Origin of the sequence: Acinetobacter sp. TR11 (assembly GCF_027105035.1) — a bacterium.
In the GTDB taxonomy this organism is placed as follows: domain Bacteria; phylum Pseudomonadota; class Gammaproteobacteria; order Pseudomonadales; family Moraxellaceae; genus Acinetobacter.
In genome coordinates this window covers 331,589-348,209 of sequence record NZ_CP114256.1, presented here as the reverse complement: position 1 = coordinate 348,209, position 16,621 = coordinate 331,589, and the positions used below count along the sequence as shown (strand labels likewise).

The window sequence follows — 16,621 nt, the reverse complement described above, 5'->3', positions numbered from 1 at the left end:
TGACACTCCTCTATGATGCACCTGTTACAGGCTTTAAGGTATATTCCATCTCTTGATTACTGTAAGGCACGTTATTTGTTTTCAAGCAGTCGGATACTGTTTCATTATTTGTTACAGTACTATCAACAAAACTGGTGTAGTTTGATAAACAGGCTTGTATATCACTTGAACTATTACTACTTAAATTAGGGATAATAGATGTAACGTTAACTACTACTTTTTGAATTTTTTGGGTTTTAGACATTTCTGAATCATCCCCTTCAAGCAAATGTTCCCAGTCTTGACTATTGCTAGCAGCCCGGATGCCGACACGAGTCATTACAGCGGAACGTCCACTGATAAAATCAGCTTTTTGATCTACATTACAAAATCCAACTGTTCCAAGTTGAGTATTTTTAATTTGTGATCCTTCCCAATAAACCACACTAGCATTGCGGCTACCAGACAAACTATTCGCATCGCCACCTCGGATACAGAAAACAAGTTCTTTACCCTTATTCTCTGGACGTAAGACATAAGCCAACATTCCATCACCTATTTGCATTTTTGCTAATGTTAATTCATCAGAAGTTTGATTCTCTAAGTTAAAAAACACCGCATCAGATGCTTGCTGTAATAATGCTTGCGCTTGCGTATTCATCGCAATATTTAATGATGTCAAGCTACCACGAATTGCCCATGTCCCTACTAAAGTTAACAGTACAAGCATGATCAAAACGACAATCAAAGTTGCACCGCGCTGCATTGCTAATCTTCTCATTTTGGATTCTCCTGCAAGCCAAAACCATTACGCAATGCTACTGTTTGAGTAACTACCTGACGATTATAAAGATTGTTTTTACTATCCGTTTTGAGTGGTTTATTCACATCAAAAATTTGATATGTTTTATTCGGATCAGCTAAATCATTTTTACCAACACTGTCAGGAGAGCGTACCAATACACCAATTTGAATTGAAACTATTTGTGGTTTTGTAGTAAGTGCCAAATAATTAGGAATACTAATATATCCAAAACGGTCTAACAGGCCGTCCTTACCAGCTTTTGCTGGATTAGTGGTGGCATCTAGTGTATCGGAAGCCACTCCTAGTAAAATGTGCATATGATCAACGCGAGGAATAATAATCTCCCCATCACCATTAAGCCCATCCAATTTAAGTTCATCATCCTTTGTATAGGTAGTGGCTTTACAAGCTAAAACTAGGGGTGTATTTGGATCATTATTATTTTGACTATCAGCACGTAAAAAATAACGCTCAACAACATAAGCATTTACATTTATTTGGTTTCCTTCGCAATCAAATGAGTTACCAATAGTATTCCGATATTGAATTACCAATTGATCACTTTTTTCGTCTTGTAAATTAGATAAACCTATATTCCCTTGCGTCATTAAATTATTAGCAGCAGTCCCACCTGTAATTGTAAAAGTATTCACGCTACTTAAATTTGCCTTACTTAATACAATCCCCCCATGCAAAATAGTCGGATCTATCACTGGTTTTACTGCATTTAGATTGGCTAGCCGAATATCCCTCAACATGTACTCAAAACCGAAACTAGCGCTATTTTGCAAATTAGCAGCACTTTGCTGAATAGCCATACCTCTCTGCCCTGTTATATAAAGTTGAATTGCTGCTGCTGTAATTAATAAGCCTAAAATAATAGCGATCATTAATTCAATCAGGGTAAAGCCTGACTGATTCCTATAATAGTCATTTCTAGTTTGAATAAATAAATAATCATTGGCTGCTTTCACTAGAATGTCTCCATGACCAAACATTGAGCATCTGGCTTATAAATACCATTAAGCATACAAGTAGAAAGATCATCTTTAGTAATGACCGTTTTCCCCCATGCAATATAGATACAGGTGCGACTACTGCCATCACATTGCTTCATTATTATGGTTTGTCCAGCATTATTAGCTTTTGTTAAAATCTGAGTCGCATCATATTTAGCCATCTTTGCAACATCGCATGCAGGTTGATAAGCTGTTGATGTACCAAAACAATCTGTTTCTGTCTGTTTATTATTGATTGAAGAAATATAATCATTAATACCTAATCGATTTATTCGCATACGATCAGTTAAATCTCTTGCTGTGGTCATTGCTGTTGTACGATCCATTGCTTCTGCTGTTGCTTGCAAAGCACGAAGTTGTAAAGCAGAAAATCCAAGTACACCTATTGCCAAAATAAATAAGGCAACCAAAATCTCTACCATTCCTATACCATGCTGTTGCTTAATCATGAGCAGCCCCCTGATTTATCCTCAATTTTTTGAATTACTCCCGTTTTAGAGATACTGATTTGTTTGGATGAGCTCAATTTTTGGCTACATACAGTAAAAACTAAAGGAACAGGCTGTTTTATTTTTTTAGGATTAGTGATAGGGTCTTCTGGTTGGCTAGGATTAAAAGAAGGATTATTAATTTCTTTTTGTCTTATAGTAACTAACCCTATAGGTTGAAAAACAACGTCTGTTGTATCACTTGTTAATTTAATATCATCATATTTTGATATCCAAAAAAAGTTAGTGGCATCACTTGTGCCATCGCTAAACTTTACGGTTACCTCTTTTCGTAACACCGCAGATTGAGCCCTTGCCTGCCCAAAAATATAGGCTAAATCTTTCGCTGTAGTATTTAAACGCTGCTTAGCGATTAAATCACTTAGGGGCGGTATCGTCATTACTGCTACAACTGCCAATATGGCAATCGTTACCGCCATCTCTATTAAGGTGAATCCTCGATTGTTCCCCATCGTTTTACACCTAATCATCCAAATTCCCTTACTCTATATTAAATCTTATTTTTACAGAACCAATACAAAGCAGATAAACTCCATAAAAAAACGGATAGGCTGCACCCTATCCGTTTCAAGTTCACATTTTTCTATAAAAATTAGGCTTGTATCACCTGAATACGTAGCTCTTTAGGTAAGCTAAATGTAATGTTCTCTTCTCGTCCATCCAACTCTTTAGGAGGGGTTGCCCCCCAATCTTGTAACCGTTGAATCACTTGTTTAATCAGTATCTCTGGGGCTGATGCACCTGCAGTCACACCAATTTTACTTTCCTGCTTAAACCATTCTTTTTCAAGCTGATCAGCATTATCCACGAGATAAGCAGATTTACCCATCCGCTCTGCCAATTCACGTAAGCGATTTGAATTCGATGAATTCGGAGAACCTACTACCAACACTACATCACATTGTTCCGCCAAATCACGTACTGCATCTTGACGATTTTGAGTGGCATAACAGATATCATCTTTCCTCGGACCTTGGATCTTAGGAAATTTTGTTCTTAAGGCATCGATGACCTTAGCCGTATCATCAATCGAAAGCGTCGTTTGAGTGACAAATGCAACTTTATGAGGATGTTCAACCACTAAAGCTGCAACATCTTCTTCATCTTCAACCAAATAAATCTTTCCACCACCAGATTTATCATATTGCCCCATTGTACCTTCGACCTCAGGATGCCCCTCATGCCCAATTAAGATTGCTTCAGTTCCTTCTCTGGCATATTTCGTGACCTCAATATGCACCTTAGTTACTAGAGGGCAAGTCGCGTCAAAGACTTTTAGACCACGGCGATCTGCTTCTTGTTGTACTGCTTTAGACACGCCATGCGCACTAAAGATTACAATCGAATCATCAGGCACTTGGTCAAGCTCATCTACAAAAACCGCACCACGCTGACGCAGATCATCAACAACAAACTTGTTATGTACCACTTCATGACGTACATAAATTGGCGGATTAAAACATTCTAGTGCCCGATTAACGATTGCTATAGCACGGTCAACACCAGCACAAAAGCCTCGTGGATTGGCCAACACAATTTCCATAACATCCTCTCTTATCACCTGAATATTTATGCCAAACTATTTCGTTTAATGGCACGCTACACTACAATAGCCAAGATATTTTATCATATCAGGAAAAATATCATGTCGGGTCTATTGTTTGTCGTTTCTGCGGCATCAGGAACAGGCAAAACATCTCTCGTTAAAGCCCTACTCGATCGAGTCAGCAATCTACATGTTTCTGTCTCACATACGACACGCGGTCAACGCCCTGGTGAACTAGATGGTGTTCACTATCATTTTACTGATACTGAAACTTTTTTAGCTCAAGTAGAACAAGGTGGTTTTATTGAGTATGCAGAAGTATTTGGTAATTACTACGGCACATCTCAAGCCAAAGTCAAAGAACAATTACAACAAGGTCATGATGTGTTACTCGAAATTGACTGGCAGGGTGCTGATCAAGTTCGTCGACTTTTTCCTGAATCAAAACAAATTTTTATCTTACCGCCAACTCAATATGATTTAAGACAACGATTATCTAATCGCGGAACAGATTCAGTTGAAGTAATTGAACATCGTTTAAGTTGTGCTGTAGAAGATATGCGTCATTTCGCAAATTTCGATTACATCATCATCAATGATGATTTCAATAAAGCTGTTCATGATTTAGAAGCAATTATTACAGCAAATCGTTTAGTTACCTTACAGCAAAGTGCTCGTCACCAGCAATTAATTGAAAAGTTAATCACCCTTAATCGCGAATAACTTGAGTCTTATTTAAAAGCCTTTTATACTACTTAGTCTTTTCAAATGTAATGTTCAAACGAGACAACTTATGGCACGTGTAACCGTTGAAGATTGTTTAGACCACGTAGATAACCGTTTTGAGTTAGTACTGGTAGCGAGTAAACGTGCACGCCAATTAGCACGTCAAGGTATGGAACCAACTGTAGAATGGGATAATGATAAACCAACAGTCGTTTCATTACGCGAAATTGCGGCAGGTCATGTCACTAAAGAAATTTTAAAACAACGCGATCAAGATTATCAGACTTCAAATCTTGATATGGTGTTGTCTACAAACTCATTAAATTTAGAAGGCTTCTCTTTCTAAATTGGATTTGCTTTGTCTAAAAGCCCATTGTGAATACACTGGGCTTTTTTGTTTGTTGAAAATTTCAGCGCTATATTGGTAAAAACAATATATTTCATTGAAAAAATTTACGAGTTTTTCTAATGAACAAATTGACAAGTTCCACAATATGCTTTTCATTAGAAGCTAATCTTATCTATTCCTGAATTCATGTTATAAAAGGTGTTTTATGCCAGGCGAAGAGGTCAGCCAAGCCAAGCAACAACTCAAGGTCATTATTGAAGCCTATCTCAAAGATAGTGATATTCAGAGTGTACTTGCTGCCTGTGATTTTGCTGATTTAGCACATAGTGGTATTACACGAAAAAGTGGTGAGCCCTACGTTCTTCATCCTATTGCTGTGAGTTGCATTCTGGCGCATATGCGTTTAGATGCCGACACGCTTATGGCAGCTTTATTACACGATGTCATTGAAGATACTGAATTTACTAAAGATGAGATTGGTGAAAAATTTGGATCTGTCGTTGCCGAACTTGTTGATGGTGTCACCAAACTCAGCCATTCAAGTGATAAAGAATATAATAAGGCAGCATCATTCCGCAAAATTCTACAAGCCACCTTACAAGATCCGCGTGTCATTATTATTAAACTCGCTGATCGCTATCATAATATGACGACTTTAGGCGCATTACGTCCAGATAAACGAGCACGTATCGCGCAAGAAACCTTTGATATTTTCGTACCCATGGCACGTCTTGTCGGTATGAATGAAATGGCCGATAACCTAGAACACTTATGTTATCAAAATCTTGACTTAGATATGTTTAATGATGTGCAAACCGCACTCTTAGAAACCAAACCCAAACGTTGTGAATACCAAGCGGTATGGGAACAAAAATTATCAGATTTGCTTAAAAAATATAATCTACAAGGGCGTATTAAGAAGAAAAATAATAACATCGAATTACTACGTCATTTTGTAAAAAATGAAATTGATTTAAATGAATTAAGCCATAGCCATGCTTTTGAAATTATTCTGCAAAGTATTGCTGATTGCGACCGTCTAGTTGAAGCACTCAAAGATAATTTTCAAGTCTTACAATATCACGATCATATTCGCCGCCCTTTACCAGGTGGCAATCAATCATTAATGATTAAGCTAAAAGGTGAAAAAACCACATTATCTTTGACGATCCAAACCGAATTAATGCGTAAAGCTGCTCGTTTTGGTGTAGTACTCGGAGAAAATGCACCTCAAGCATGCCGTTCGGCAATTCAAGCTTCGATGCAGAACCTAAATACGCTCATAGATAGTGATTGTGCAAAAACCACTTTTAGCGATTTACTTGATTATTTACATCAGGAAAAAATTTGGGTCTATACGCCGCATGGTCAATTACACGAGCTTCCTCAAGGCGCCACTGTCGTTGATTTCGCCTACTCAGCTAGCCTATTTTTAGGCAATCATGCTGTTGGCGCAAAAGTGGATAGTGAAATCCGCCCTCTTTCAACTCCATTACATAGCGGACAAGTAGTTGAAATTATCACAGACGTATTAGCAACACCGAATCCAGATTGGCTCAGTTTTATTAATACTCAAAAAGCACGTCGTGCATTACAGAATCTACTAAGAGAACAAGATATTGATGAGCAACGTCTTGTAGGTCAACAAGCACTTAACCGCGCTTTAAAACTATTTCATCGCTCTATAGATGACCTTTCAGCAGAAGACTGGATTAGTGTACTTGAATGGCGACATTTAGCTAATAAAGATACGCTATTTGAACAAATCGCAGTTGGGGATTTATTACCTCAATTGGTTGCCAATCATTTATTTGCTCAAGATTACCACTCTCAGCATCATGAAACTTCCGATCGCTTGATTTTAGGGACTGAGGGTGTTGATGTAAAATATGCACACTGTTGTAATCCTGTGCTTGGAGATCCAATTCAAGGACATTTATCTCGACGTGGTTTAATCGTACATCGTTCACGCTGCCGTAATTTACTGCATGAACAACACCTCCATCCTGAAAACATTATGCCTTTACACTGGCAATCAGAAGAAATTGATGATGTTCGCTTTAGTGCATTCTTATGTATTCATATGACGATGAGTGACGAACAAATTTCTGACCTGATTTATCAATGCCGAAAGGCCAAAACAGGCGTAGAAATGGTCTATTCACAAGAACAGAAAACCTATGTGAATATAGTCGTGAGTAATCGAAATCAAATTGCCCAAATTATTCGTGATTTACGCATGCATTTTGGCTTCCCAAGAATTGAGCGCTTAAATATGCCAACCGCTCAACCAGAGGTTGAAAAAGTCAGTTAATCGTTTAATACACGATGTTCGCCCAGAATTAAAATTGAAAGATTCCTTATTATTAAAGCTAATGAATCATTTGCAAACAATTGCGACTAAACAGTATTCGACCGTTTCCGAGCCAAACTTTTGTGTTAAAGTCACATTGTTTAAGATAGAAACAATGACATAGGAGAGCTTAATGTCACGTCAAGTTATTCATACTGAACACGCCCCTGCTGCTATCGGAACATATTCTCAAGCAATTCTTGTTGGCGATACGCTCTATCTTTCAGGTCAAATTGGCTTAGACCCATACAGTATGGAACTTGTAGAAGGTATTGAGGCTCAGATTCGTCGTGTATTCGATAATCTAAAAGCAGTATGTGCAGCCGCAGGTGGCAGCTTAGCAGATATCGCTAAATTGAATATCTTCCTTACAGATCTTTCTCACTTCCAATTGGTGAATCAAATTATGGGCGAATATTTTGCTCAGCCATATCCAGCTCGTGCAGCATTAGGTGTAGCAAGCCTACCTAAAAGCGCATTAGTCGAAATGGATGGTATTGTTATTATTCCAACACAGAATTAAATACAATATTTATCAAATAGATAAAATAAAGAAAAAATACTACCGATCAGGTGGTATTTTTTTATTCAAATTCTCAATAAGAATATATTCACTCTAAGAATGAAATTCATTGACAAACGATAATAATTATCAATAATATCAATTATCGCATTAATATTTGTGGATCACTCCCATGTATGTCTGTTTATGCCGTGGAATCACAGATCAAGATATCAAAGACGCTGTTGCAAACGGTGCTGAAAGTTATCGTGAAATTCGTGATTTACTCGACTTAGGCACTTGCTGTGGTCGTTGTGCACCTGAAGCACGTTCAATTATTAGCGATGAATTAGCAGAAATTGCCGCCCGTATTTCTGTTGCTGCCTGATTCCGCCAAATTTATAATATCTACATCTTTAACTTTCGGTTTACGACTCCGCCGCTTCTTGTAGAACTTTAACCATTCCTCCGATAAGCGGTTTTTTTAATAAATCATAGCTACCGATTTAACTTCAAACCCTCTTCGTATTTTGATTGTGATTTTCATTTGCCGTTCTATAATTTACTCGCCATATCACGATTTGTTGATTAAAATCATATAAATTGCCTTAGCAACTAGGGCATCACGTGGTGTTTATGGAGTAAGTGCAATGAAAGGCAATCGAGACGTGATTAATCAACTGAATCAGGTGCTTTATCACCATTTAACTGCAATTAACCAATATTTTTTACACTCTCGTATGTTTAATGACTGGGGAATTGAAAAACTTGGTTCTGCTGAATATAAAGAATCAATTCGTCAAATGAAACACGCTGATAAGGTCATTGAACGGATCTTATTCTTAGAAGGCCTACCTAATTTACAGCATCTAGGTAAGTTATATATTGGGCAACATACCATCGAAGTCCTCAATTGCGACATTCGTAAAGTAAAAGAAAACATTGAAGCGATTAAACAAGCTGTTGAACTTGCTGAAGCACAACAAGACTACGTTACACGTGATTTAGTTCAGGAAATTTTAGAGAAAGAAGAAGAATATTGGGATTGGCTCGACACGCAACTTGATTTAGTTGAAAATATTGGCATCGAAAACTATATCCAAAGCCAAATTTAAAGCATGCCATCTACTTTATCCCTTAAAAGATAAAGTAGATGAATTTTACAAGTTTATTTATTATTTAATTCCATAATTTCTGCCAAGCTTATTTTTTGCTTATACAATTGTTGCAAAACAAATAATTGTTGCTCCGCTTCATCAAGCTTATGATTATAAACAAGTAATTGTGCATATTTTTTTAAATTATAAGGTGTAGCCTTATTTTCAACCATTTCGCCAATTACGCTAAGATCTGAATCGGACATCAATGTCTGAGGCTTTAAAGCAATCCAATCTAATCGTTGTTGAAATTGAGTGAGTATCAATATTTTAGAACTACCCAATATCTCTTCTGAAGCTGTTTTTTGCTTAAAAACCAATTGACTATTATCTTGGAACAGTTTGTAATCTCGCCAAATCAACAGTAAAACAATCAGAGAAATGAGCCATACACAACGAATAATATTCCGATGTAAGCTAACACCGTTTAAATTTGGCGTTTGGGCTTGAATCAACCCCAACAAAAAGCCGATTGGCAATAAAAAGTAAGCATAACGCTGCGGAAACTCCAACATTGCATGAATCAAAATTGCACTGACCATTAATATTGCTACAATCGAAATAGTATCTTTTGCATTTTTACTTAACCAAAACAACCAAATCGCAAAGTAAGCAATAATTAAAAAGCCTAATGGCAAACCATTCCAAACCAACAGATCTAACAGGATATTATGTGCGCTATTAAACCAAACTTGTACGGTATTAAAATGGATACTTTCCACAACCGCGACACTTGTTTGATTCCAGCCATAACCAAACCACGGACGCTCACCTATGGCATGTATAATTTGCATCCACATCCCAAGACGCTCATGCCCTGAACCTGCACGTTCTGCTAGTGATGCTGTATGGGTTACCGCCTCTCCAACACTTATCGTCATGAATTGTGCGATAATAGGCAATAAATAGCCCGCAATTAAAAAATACGTAGCAGCCCAACCCAATAACTTAATAAAATTAAGCCTTGGTTTATTCTTATATTGCTTAATCACCCAATAGATACAAATAAAAATACAGACTAGCCAAGAAGTCCGTGATTGCGTTAAGCAAATCGCAAATAAGATAGATAAGCTTGATGGAATAAGTAGCCACAAAGATGCTTTATGCTTTTCATATAAGAACAACGCACCCATTAAACCTACAATCAAAAATGTAGCTAAATTATTAGGTTGACCAAAATTCGCATATGGTCGGCTTCCTTTGAGCTGAATAATCCAACTAAAATTTGACTCTAGATTCAACCATTGAACAATCGCAATCAAACTACTTATAAAAGCAACGCTTAGTACTACATAACTCGCCCCTTGCATAGAGCGTTGACGATTTTCAGATGTAGAGGACAGGTTATATCCACCTATCATCATCAACCAGAACATAAAAACATATGAAAAACTTAGCAATGCCACACTAAAATCTGGAACGAGTCCAAATAGCCATTGAAATATAGGAATCAAAAGCAAAGGCAACATCAAAAGTTGTGGTTTAGGAATTTTAATATTTTGTTTGAACAGAACACCTAGTAACGCCAACGCAGCTCCGAAGCTTGCCAACTCACTAGAAAATGTCACCCAGGGATAGGTATGAAATGGTGACAGCCAAGCAAAACTAAATAAGGCAGCTGACAGAATTAGGCTCAGGAAAAACATATTTTGCTCAAAGGAAAAGCTATCTAGAGATTATATGATGAGTCTAACATTCATGCTAATTTCACATGTATTCAATTTGAATTTTAATTTAAAATGACACAACAAAAAAAATAGTATATATTTATCAGTATCTTATGTAAAATGAAGATAAATATAGCATTTTTATGAATAAAAGCTACCTGAGTCACATTGATATATTAAGGGCAATAGCCGTTTTACTGGTGATTTTACACCATCTTAAAGTTCCTTACTTTAATGGAGGATTTATTGGTGTAGATATATTTCTAGTCATATCAGGATATCTCATAACAAAAAATATAAAATATGAAAAATTAACAACCCAGCACTTTTCACTTAAATCATTTTACAGCAGACGCATTTCTCGCTTAGCACCATCATTTTTCTTGGTTGTTTTCACCGTAATAATTGTTTTCTCTCTCATTCTAACACCTACGGAATTGAATGAGTTGTTTAAAACTGCACTTTCAGCAATTACACTAAATTCAAATATTTATTACTCGATTTTATTAGGAAATTATTTCAAAATTAATGCTGAAACCACTCCATTACTTCACTTATGGTCTTTAAGTCTAGAAGAACAGTTCTATTTAATCTGGCCACTCACATTAATAGCATTGCTTAAATTTAAAAATAAAACTATATTAATATTATTAACAATTACAATTTTAGTATCAATTTTAATTTCACATATTTACGCAGTTAAAGACCCCATTAAAGCATACTATCTATTAACTTCTCGCCTTTTTGAATTTCTACTTGGTGCTTGCATTAATTTCCACAAACCACATATAGTATTAAAAAAATATTCAACTCCAATAGCATCTATTGCAATCATATTACTTTTTATTACAAATGTCTTTATTAATAATGAATCCATATTCCCATCATACAATGCAGCAGTTATATGTATACTTTCTGCCATATATATTACTTATGGTACAGAAGTAAAATATAAAATCCTACAACCACTTGAATATATAGGAAAAATATCCTACCCGATGTATTTGTGGCATTGGCCAATTATTTCATATTTTACAATTTTATCCTTAAATTTAGATACAAACCAAAAAATTATAATTTTCCTACTAACAATAATGCTTTCCATACTTAGCTATGAATTAATTGAAAAGAAAATTAAAAATATTTTTAAAAATAACAATATAATAATTGTTTTTTTATTCATTTTTCCAGCTATAATAATTATTAGCATATACCAATACAGAAATTACCAATTAAAGGATAGTAAAAACACTACCACTTCTGAAACATCAATTAAATGCATAGATAATAATAATCACCCAATTGAAAGTTGTTATTTTGGAGAAATAAAAAAAACAAATATAGATATCCTCTTAGTTGGTGATAGTCATTCAAATTCTCAGTCAGGAATGATTGATATATTTGCCAAAGATGCAAATATGAAAGGTTATGAAATAACATATTCTTCCACAGCATATCTAATAAATTTAGATAGATATACAATAAACAATAAAACAAAAGAAATCAAAAAAGAGGATAATTTTTATAATATAAACAAATTTATAGAAAAACATATTTATAACAATAATTTTAAATATGTGGTTATGGGCGGATATTTTCCACATAATTGGGAAAGAAGTATTTATTCAAGAAAAAATAATAATTTTATCGACAAATCAAAGTCAAAAGAATTTTTTTATTGGGGGCTAAAAAAAACCATTTTATCTATTATACAATCTGGAGCCAAACCAATTATCATTAATGACAATCCAATTTTGATGGATGTTGACGTAAATTGCCATCTTCGATCATTCAAAAAAAGCTGTAATTTCCCTCGGATCAAGCATGACAGTGATTTTACTGAATGGCAAAGAATGCTAATCGAACTGCAAAAGTCATTCCCATCACTTATTGTAATTGATTTTACAGATATCATTTGCAATAAAGAGGAATGCTTTTCATCACTGCAAAATACTTCTTTATATCGAGATCAACAGCATCTAACCTATGAAGGTTCAAGTATTTTAGGTAAAATTTACCTTCAAAAGCATACCAATCCTTTTTTGCAAGGTCATAACAATTGAAAAAAAAAATTTTATTTATTACACGCAATTTACCTCCTCTTATTGGAGGTATGGAACGCTTAAATTGGCATATAATAGATGAGTTATCTACGGATCATGATGTTCTGCTGATTAGCCATCTTGATGCAAGAAAAATTGTACCAGCAAAAGTCTCATTTTACGGAGTAAAATTAAATCCATTATTTTTTTTCCTTATATTAGCTTTTATCAAAACTTTTTGGATCTGCTTAACACAACGTCCAGACATTTTATTTGCTGGTAGTGGCTTAACAGCCCCAATTACTGTTTTTTGGGCTAAGATTTTCCGTAAGAAAAGTTTAGTCTACATCCATGGATTAGATATAGGGACGGACAACCCAATCTATAATTTAATTTGGGTTCCTTCAATTAGAATGGCTGATAAAATAATTGCGAATAGCACTCCAACATCTAATATTTGTGTGCAAAAAGGAGTCCATCAAGATAAACTAGAAATTATTTTTCCAGGAGTAAGTTTCCCTGCCCCTAACAAAAATCAAAATCTTATAAATATTTTAAAAGCACAGTTTCAACTGGAAGATAAAAAAATTCTAATCTCTGTTGGTCGCCTAACAACACGTAAGGGTATTCTTGAATTTATAGAAAATAGCCTTTCAACAATTATTCAATCTTGTCCAAATACAATATTAGTGATTATTGGTGATACTCCATCTCAATCATTAAATAAAAACCTACAAAGCAAAGAGTCGATCCTTATTGCAGCAAAAAAATATAATATTCAGAATAATATACTTTTCACTGGCAATATCTCTGATGATGAGCTACTTTCTTCTTGGTATTATCTAGCAGATATTCATATTTTTCCTGTTAAAAATATTCCCAATGATCCTGAAGGTTTTGGGATGGTTGCTATTGAAGCAGCAGCACACGGTATACCAACAATCGCTTTTGCTACAGGAGGAATTGTGGATGCTGTTAAACATGCAGAGACAGGATATTTAATTAAAAATCAGAGTTATTCTATGTTTAATAAATTTACAATACAGCTTTTGCAAAATGAACTTGTATTAAACGAAAGGCTATGCAAGAACTATGCTGAACAATTTTCTTGGTATAATTTAAAAAGTAAATTACAGTCTTTAATGGATAATTTATGACAACTAGCAAACCAGCTATATGGTTCCCTGCAATAAGAACACATACTGGTACAGATGTTTTTACAGAACGATTAGTAGAAGGATTAAATAAACAAGGAATAAAAGCAGAAATAACTTGGTTACCATTACGAGCTGAATATCTACCTTGGACTGTACCCATTCCATCTCCCCCAAAATGGGCAACCATAGTACATGTAAATACATGGCTGCATCATCGGTTTTTGCCTAAGAGTTTACCAGTTGTTGCGACGCTACACCACTCTGTACATGACCCAAAACTGCGCCCTTACAAAGGATTGCTAAGAGCCTTGTATCACCGATACTGGATCGCACCCAATGAACGGCGTGTTATGCGACAAGCAGCACGCGTTACGGCTGTTAGCCAATTTGCTGCAGATGTGGCAAAAAAAACATTGTGCGATGTTCCAATACAGGTTATCTATAATGGCGTAGATACCGAGCTATTCCACCCTAAAATGAAAGATAAACAAAAAGATCAACCTTTTCGTCTTTTATATGTAGGAGCTTGGCGTAAGCTTAAAGGGGTAGATTTGCTTGCACCCATTATGCAAGAACTAGGAGAAGGGTTTGAGCTATATTATACTGGCGGTGCGGCTGCTGAAAAAGACAAAGTAAATATGCCAAATAATATGTATGACTTGGGGCGACTCAGCCAGCAAGAGGTGATTCTGGAAATGCAAAATTCAGATGCACTACTCTTCCCTTCTCGAAGTGAGGGGTTTGGTTTAGTAGTAGCTGAGGCGATGGCGTGTGGTTTACCTGTAATTGCTATGAGAGGAACAGCGGTAGATGATGTTATAGAGCATGAGGTAACAGGGTATTTATGCACACAAAATTTGCTAAAAAATTTTGTACAAGCTGTACAGCAAATAGATAAAGGGGGGCTGCAGTTTAGTCAAAAGGCTAGACTTAGAGCTTGCAGCTTTTTCGCACATACTAAAATGGTAGATGAATATGTCGAATTCTATAAAAATATAACAAGTAAAGGTAGCATGAGTTATTAGAATGAAAGAAGAGTTAAAAACAGGTCAGCATAGAACCATAATATGTATCTTCGGTACACGCCCTGAAGCGATAAAAATGGTACCCGTTATCCGAGCACTAAAGAATAGTGACTGGGCTAACTGTGTGGTTGTGGTAACAGCTCAACACCGAGATCTATTGGATCAGATGTTGACACGGTTTGGTATAGTAGCCGACTACGATCTAAACTTGATGCAGGCGAATCAAGGGCTTACTACAGTACTTGCTCGTATGTTACCCACTCTAGAAGAGATTATTCAAAAAGAGCAGCCCTATGCAGTATTAGCACAAGGAGATACTGCAACTGTATTTGGTGCAGCATTGGCAGCTTTTCATACAAACGTTTCTTTTGGGCATATAGAAGCAGGGCTAAGAACGTATAACCTTGAGCAACCCTTTCCAGAGGAAGGTTATCGGCAAATGGTTTCTCACATTACTCGCTGGAACTTTGCTCCGACAAAGTCGGCATCTCAGGCATTACAACAAGAAGGTGTTAGTCCAAAACAAATCTATGTGGTTGGCAATACATGTATTGATACATTGCTACAAACTGTACAAACACATCCAGCACCATCCGCACAGAATGATAAACGGGTTATATTGCTTACGGCACACCGTAGAGAAAGTTTTGGTGAGCCACTAAAAAATATTTTTACAGCAGTCTTGGCGATTTTAGACCAATATTCGGATGTCCATATCTTATATCCAGTACACCCAAACCCAAATGTACAGCAATTAGCACATGATATGCTCGGGAAGCATGCTAGAATTAAGCTAGTAGAGCCTTTGGATTATTTCGAGTTTGTATCTGCTATGCAGGCTGCATACTTCATCATGACAGATAGCGGAGGCGTACAAGAAGAAGCACCCGCTCTAGGTAAACCTGTCCTTGTTTTGCGAAAAACTACAGAACGCCCAGAACCTGTTATGGAAGGTGTGGCAAAACTAGTAGGTACAGAAGTGCATGATATTATCTCAAGTGCTAAAAATTTATTGGATGATAGGGAATATTACCAGCGTATGGCTAAGGTATATATGCCTTATGGTGATGGAAAAGCAGGGCGATTAATTTGTAGAGTTTTAAATGATGGTTAATATTAATACTAAACAGTACTGGGATAATAGATTTACCCATAATTGGGAGAAATGGAATGGTAGGCTGCAGACCCAATACTTTGCCGAAGATCAAGCTCCCTATCTTGAACTTCCACCAAACTTTGACGGAATAATTTTAGACTTTGGTTGTGGTTTGGGTGATGCAATGCCTATCTATAGAAAAAACTTCCCAAAAGCCAAGCTAATAGGTATTGATATTAGCTCTATAGCCATAGATAAATGTAGAGAAAAATATGGAAATTTAGCTGAGTTTATTTGTGGAACTGCTGAGGATATACCCAATGTTGATGTAATAATTAGCTCAAATGTTTTTGAACATTTAAGTAATGACCTTTATCTTGCAGAAAATATTTTAAAAAAAACTAAAAAACTATATATAATTGTACCATATCAAGAATCTCCTCTATTTGGAGAACACATTAATTCATATAGTGAAGATTACTTTAACAGTTTAGGTGTTTTGTGGTTTAAGACCTTTTACTCAAGAGGGTGGAGTGAGTATGGATTTAGATTGTTTAAACTAAGAATTAAAAATATTTTTAGATATTTTTTTAAACTAAATATTAGACCTAGGGCTAAACAAATTATGTTTTGTTTATCGCAGATTAGATAAGTATTAAATTGGATTCAGAAAATAAACATTAGACCTC

Annotated in this window: 17 protein-coding genes; 11 read left to right on the top strand and 6 right to left on the bottom strand. The window is 35.8% G+C overall.

Annotated features, from left to right (window positions below):
* Nucleotides 1-10: 10 nt before the first annotated feature.
* From O1450_RS01580 to ispH, 5 genes are all read right to left on the bottom strand, one after another.
* Nucleotides 11-760, bottom strand: coding sequence for a pilus assembly PilX family protein (locus tag O1450_RS01580; protein ID WP_269229461.1), 750 nt, complete (start codon nucleotides 758-760; stop codon nucleotides 11-13).
* The gene (locus O1450_RS01575) at nucleotides 757-1,758 is read right to left on the bottom strand and encodes a PilW family protein (protein ID WP_269229460.1); all 1,002 of its coding nucleotides are present in this window, start codon (nucleotides 1,756-1,758) and stop codon (nucleotides 757-759) included. The genes O1450_RS01580 and O1450_RS01575 overlap by 4 nt, the downstream gene beginning before the upstream one ends.
* Nucleotides 1,758-2,252 (bottom strand): type IV pilus modification protein PilV, encoded by a 495-nt coding sequence (gene pilV / locus O1450_RS01570; RefSeq protein ID WP_269229459.1) that lies wholly within the window; start codon nucleotides 2,250-2,252, stop codon nucleotides 1,758-1,760. The genes O1450_RS01575 and pilV overlap by 1 nt, the downstream gene beginning before the upstream one ends.
* Nucleotides 2,249-2,764, bottom strand: coding sequence for a pilus assembly FimT family protein (locus O1450_RS01565; RefSeq protein WP_241306567.1), 516 nt, complete (start codon nucleotides 2,762-2,764; stop codon nucleotides 2,249-2,251). The genes pilV and O1450_RS01565 overlap by 4 nt, the downstream gene beginning before the upstream one ends.
* Before the next feature lie 140 nt (nucleotides 2,765-2,904).
* The gene (ispH, locus tag O1450_RS01560; RefSeq protein WP_269229458.1) at nucleotides 2,905-3,855 is read right to left on the bottom strand and encodes a 4-hydroxy-3-methylbut-2-enyl diphosphate reductase; all 951 of its coding nucleotides are present in this window, start codon (nucleotides 3,853-3,855) and stop codon (nucleotides 2,905-2,907) included.
* A gap of 102 nt (nucleotides 3,856-3,957) precedes the next feature.
* On the opposite strand from ispH, the gene gmk reads away from it, so the two are divergent.
* The 6 genes from gmk to bfr all read left to right on the top strand — a co-directional run bounded on the left by gmk (nucleotide 3,958) and on the right by bfr (nucleotide 8,903).
* Entirely contained in the window at nucleotides 3,958-4,581 is a 624-nt protein-coding gene (gmk, locus tag O1450_RS01555; RefSeq protein WP_004660188.1) for a guanylate kinase, read from the top strand.
* A 70-nt stretch (nucleotides 4,582-4,651) separates the two neighbouring features.
* Nucleotides 4,652-4,930 carry a DNA-directed RNA polymerase subunit omega gene (gene rpoZ / locus O1450_RS01550; RefSeq protein ID WP_004660187.1) on the top strand — a complete coding sequence of 93 codons (279 nt, stop codon included), beginning with the start codon at nucleotides 4,652-4,654 and terminating at the stop codon, nucleotides 4,928-4,930.
* 208 nt (nucleotides 4,931-5,138) lie between these two features.
* Nucleotides 5,139-7,247 carry a RelA/SpoT family protein gene (locus O1450_RS01545; RefSeq protein WP_269229457.1) on the top strand — a complete coding sequence of 703 codons (2,109 nt, stop codon included), beginning with the start codon at nucleotides 5,139-5,141 and terminating at the stop codon, nucleotides 7,245-7,247.
* 172 nt (nucleotides 7,248-7,419) lie between these two features.
* Nucleotides 7,420-7,809, top strand: coding sequence for a RidA family protein (locus tag O1450_RS01540; protein ID WP_269229456.1), 390 nt, complete (start codon nucleotides 7,420-7,422; stop codon nucleotides 7,807-7,809).
* A gap of 172 nt (nucleotides 7,810-7,981) precedes the next feature.
* The gene (locus O1450_RS01535) at nucleotides 7,982-8,176 is read left to right on the top strand and encodes a bacterioferritin-associated ferredoxin (RefSeq protein WP_004660183.1); all 195 of its coding nucleotides are present in this window, start codon (nucleotides 7,982-7,984) and stop codon (nucleotides 8,174-8,176) included.
* 262 nt (nucleotides 8,177-8,438) lie between these two features.
* Nucleotides 8,439-8,903 carry a heteropolymeric bacterioferritin subunit Bfr gene (gene bfr / locus O1450_RS01530; protein WP_269229455.1) on the top strand — a complete coding sequence of 155 codons (465 nt, stop codon included), beginning with the start codon at nucleotides 8,439-8,441 and terminating at the stop codon, nucleotides 8,901-8,903.
* Between the two features lie 53 nt (nucleotides 8,904-8,956).
* Here the strand turns inward: bfr and O1450_RS01525 are convergent, their stop codons facing one another.
* Nucleotides 8,957-10,591, bottom strand: a complete 1,635-nt coding sequence (locus O1450_RS01525) for a PglL family O-oligosaccharyltransferase (protein WP_269229454.1) — start codon at nucleotides 10,589-10,591, stop codon at nucleotides 8,957-8,959.
* Nucleotides 10,592-10,755: 164 nt separating this feature from the next.
* Here O1450_RS01525 and O1450_RS01520 point away from each other — a divergent pair, with 164 nt between their 5' ends.
* Genes O1450_RS01520 through O1450_RS01500 form a run of 5 tightly spaced genes read left to right on the top strand, consistent with a single transcriptional unit; the run spans nucleotide 10,756 to nucleotide 16,584 of the window.
* A complete protein-coding gene (locus O1450_RS01520) occupies nucleotides 10,756-12,675 on the top strand; it encodes an acyltransferase family protein (RefSeq protein ID WP_269229453.1) in 1,920 nt (639 codons plus the stop codon).
* A complete protein-coding gene (locus O1450_RS01515; RefSeq protein WP_269229452.1) occupies nucleotides 12,672-13,811 on the top strand; it encodes a glycosyltransferase family 4 protein in 1,140 nt (379 codons plus the stop codon). Before O1450_RS01520 ends, O1450_RS01515 begins: the two co-directional genes overlap by 4 nt.
* Nucleotides 13,808-14,836, top strand: a complete 1,029-nt coding sequence (locus tag O1450_RS01510) for a glycosyltransferase family 4 protein (RefSeq protein ID WP_269229451.1) — start codon at nucleotides 13,808-13,810, stop codon at nucleotides 14,834-14,836. Before O1450_RS01515 ends, O1450_RS01510 begins: the two co-directional genes overlap by 4 nt.
* Before the next feature lies 1 nt (nucleotide 14,837).
* Entirely contained in the window at nucleotides 14,838-15,950 is a 1,113-nt protein-coding gene (gene wecB, locus O1450_RS01505; RefSeq protein WP_269229450.1) for a non-hydrolyzing UDP-N-acetylglucosamine 2-epimerase, read from the top strand.
* On the top strand, nucleotides 15,940-16,584 hold the full coding sequence (locus O1450_RS01500) for a class I SAM-dependent methyltransferase (protein ID WP_269229449.1): 645 nt from the start codon (nucleotides 15,940-15,942) through the stop codon (nucleotides 16,582-16,584). The genes wecB and O1450_RS01500 overlap by 11 nt, the downstream gene beginning before the upstream one ends.
* Nucleotides 16,585-16,621 lie beyond the last annotated feature (37 nt).

Coding starts and splice junctions, on each gene's coding strand:
- O1450_RS01580 (WP_269229461.1), bottom strand. CDS start 760: ATGAGAAGATTAGCAATGCAGCGCGGTGCAACTTTGATTGTCGTTTTG.
- pilV (WP_269229459.1), bottom strand. CDS start 2,252: ATGATTAAGCAACAGCATGGTATAGGAATGGTAGAGATTTTGGTTGCC.
- O1450_RS01565 (WP_241306567.1), bottom strand. CDS start 2,764: ATGGGGAACAATCGAGGATTCACCTTAATAGAGATGGCGGTAACGATT.
- ispH (WP_269229458.1), bottom strand. CDS start 3,855: ATGGAAATTGTGTTGGCCAATCCACGAGGCTTTTGTGCTGGTGTTGAC.
- gmk (WP_004660188.1), top strand. CDS start 3,958: ATGTCGGGTCTATTGTTTGTCGTTTCTGCGGCATCAGGAACAGGCAAA.
- rpoZ (WP_004660187.1), top strand. CDS start 4,652: ATGGCACGTGTAACCGTTGAAGATTGTTTAGACCACGTAGATAACCGT.
- O1450_RS01545 (WP_269229457.1), top strand. CDS start 5,139: ATGCCAGGCGAAGAGGTCAGCCAAGCCAAGCAACAACTCAAGGTCATT.
- O1450_RS01540 (WP_269229456.1), top strand. CDS start 7,420: ATGTCACGTCAAGTTATTCATACTGAACACGCCCCTGCTGCTATCGGA.
- O1450_RS01535 (WP_004660183.1), top strand. CDS start 7,982: ATGTATGTCTGTTTATGCCGTGGAATCACAGATCAAGATATCAAAGAC.
- bfr (WP_269229455.1), top strand. CDS start 8,439: ATGAAAGGCAATCGAGACGTGATTAATCAACTGAATCAGGTGCTTTAT.
- O1450_RS01525 (WP_269229454.1), bottom strand. CDS start 10,591: ATGTTTTTCCTGAGCCTAATTCTGTCAGCTGCCTTATTTAGTTTTGCT.
- O1450_RS01520 (WP_269229453.1), top strand. CDS start 10,756: ATGAATAAAAGCTACCTGAGTCACATTGATATATTAAGGGCAATAGCC.
- O1450_RS01510 (WP_269229451.1), top strand. CDS start 13,808: ATGACAACTAGCAAACCAGCTATATGGTTCCCTGCAATAAGAACACAT.
- wecB (WP_269229450.1), top strand. CDS start 14,838: ATGAAAGAAGAGTTAAAAACAGGTCAGCATAGAACCATAATATGTATC.
- O1450_RS01500 (WP_269229449.1), top strand. CDS start 15,940: ATGATGGTTAATATTAATACTAAACAGTACTGGGATAATAGATTTACC.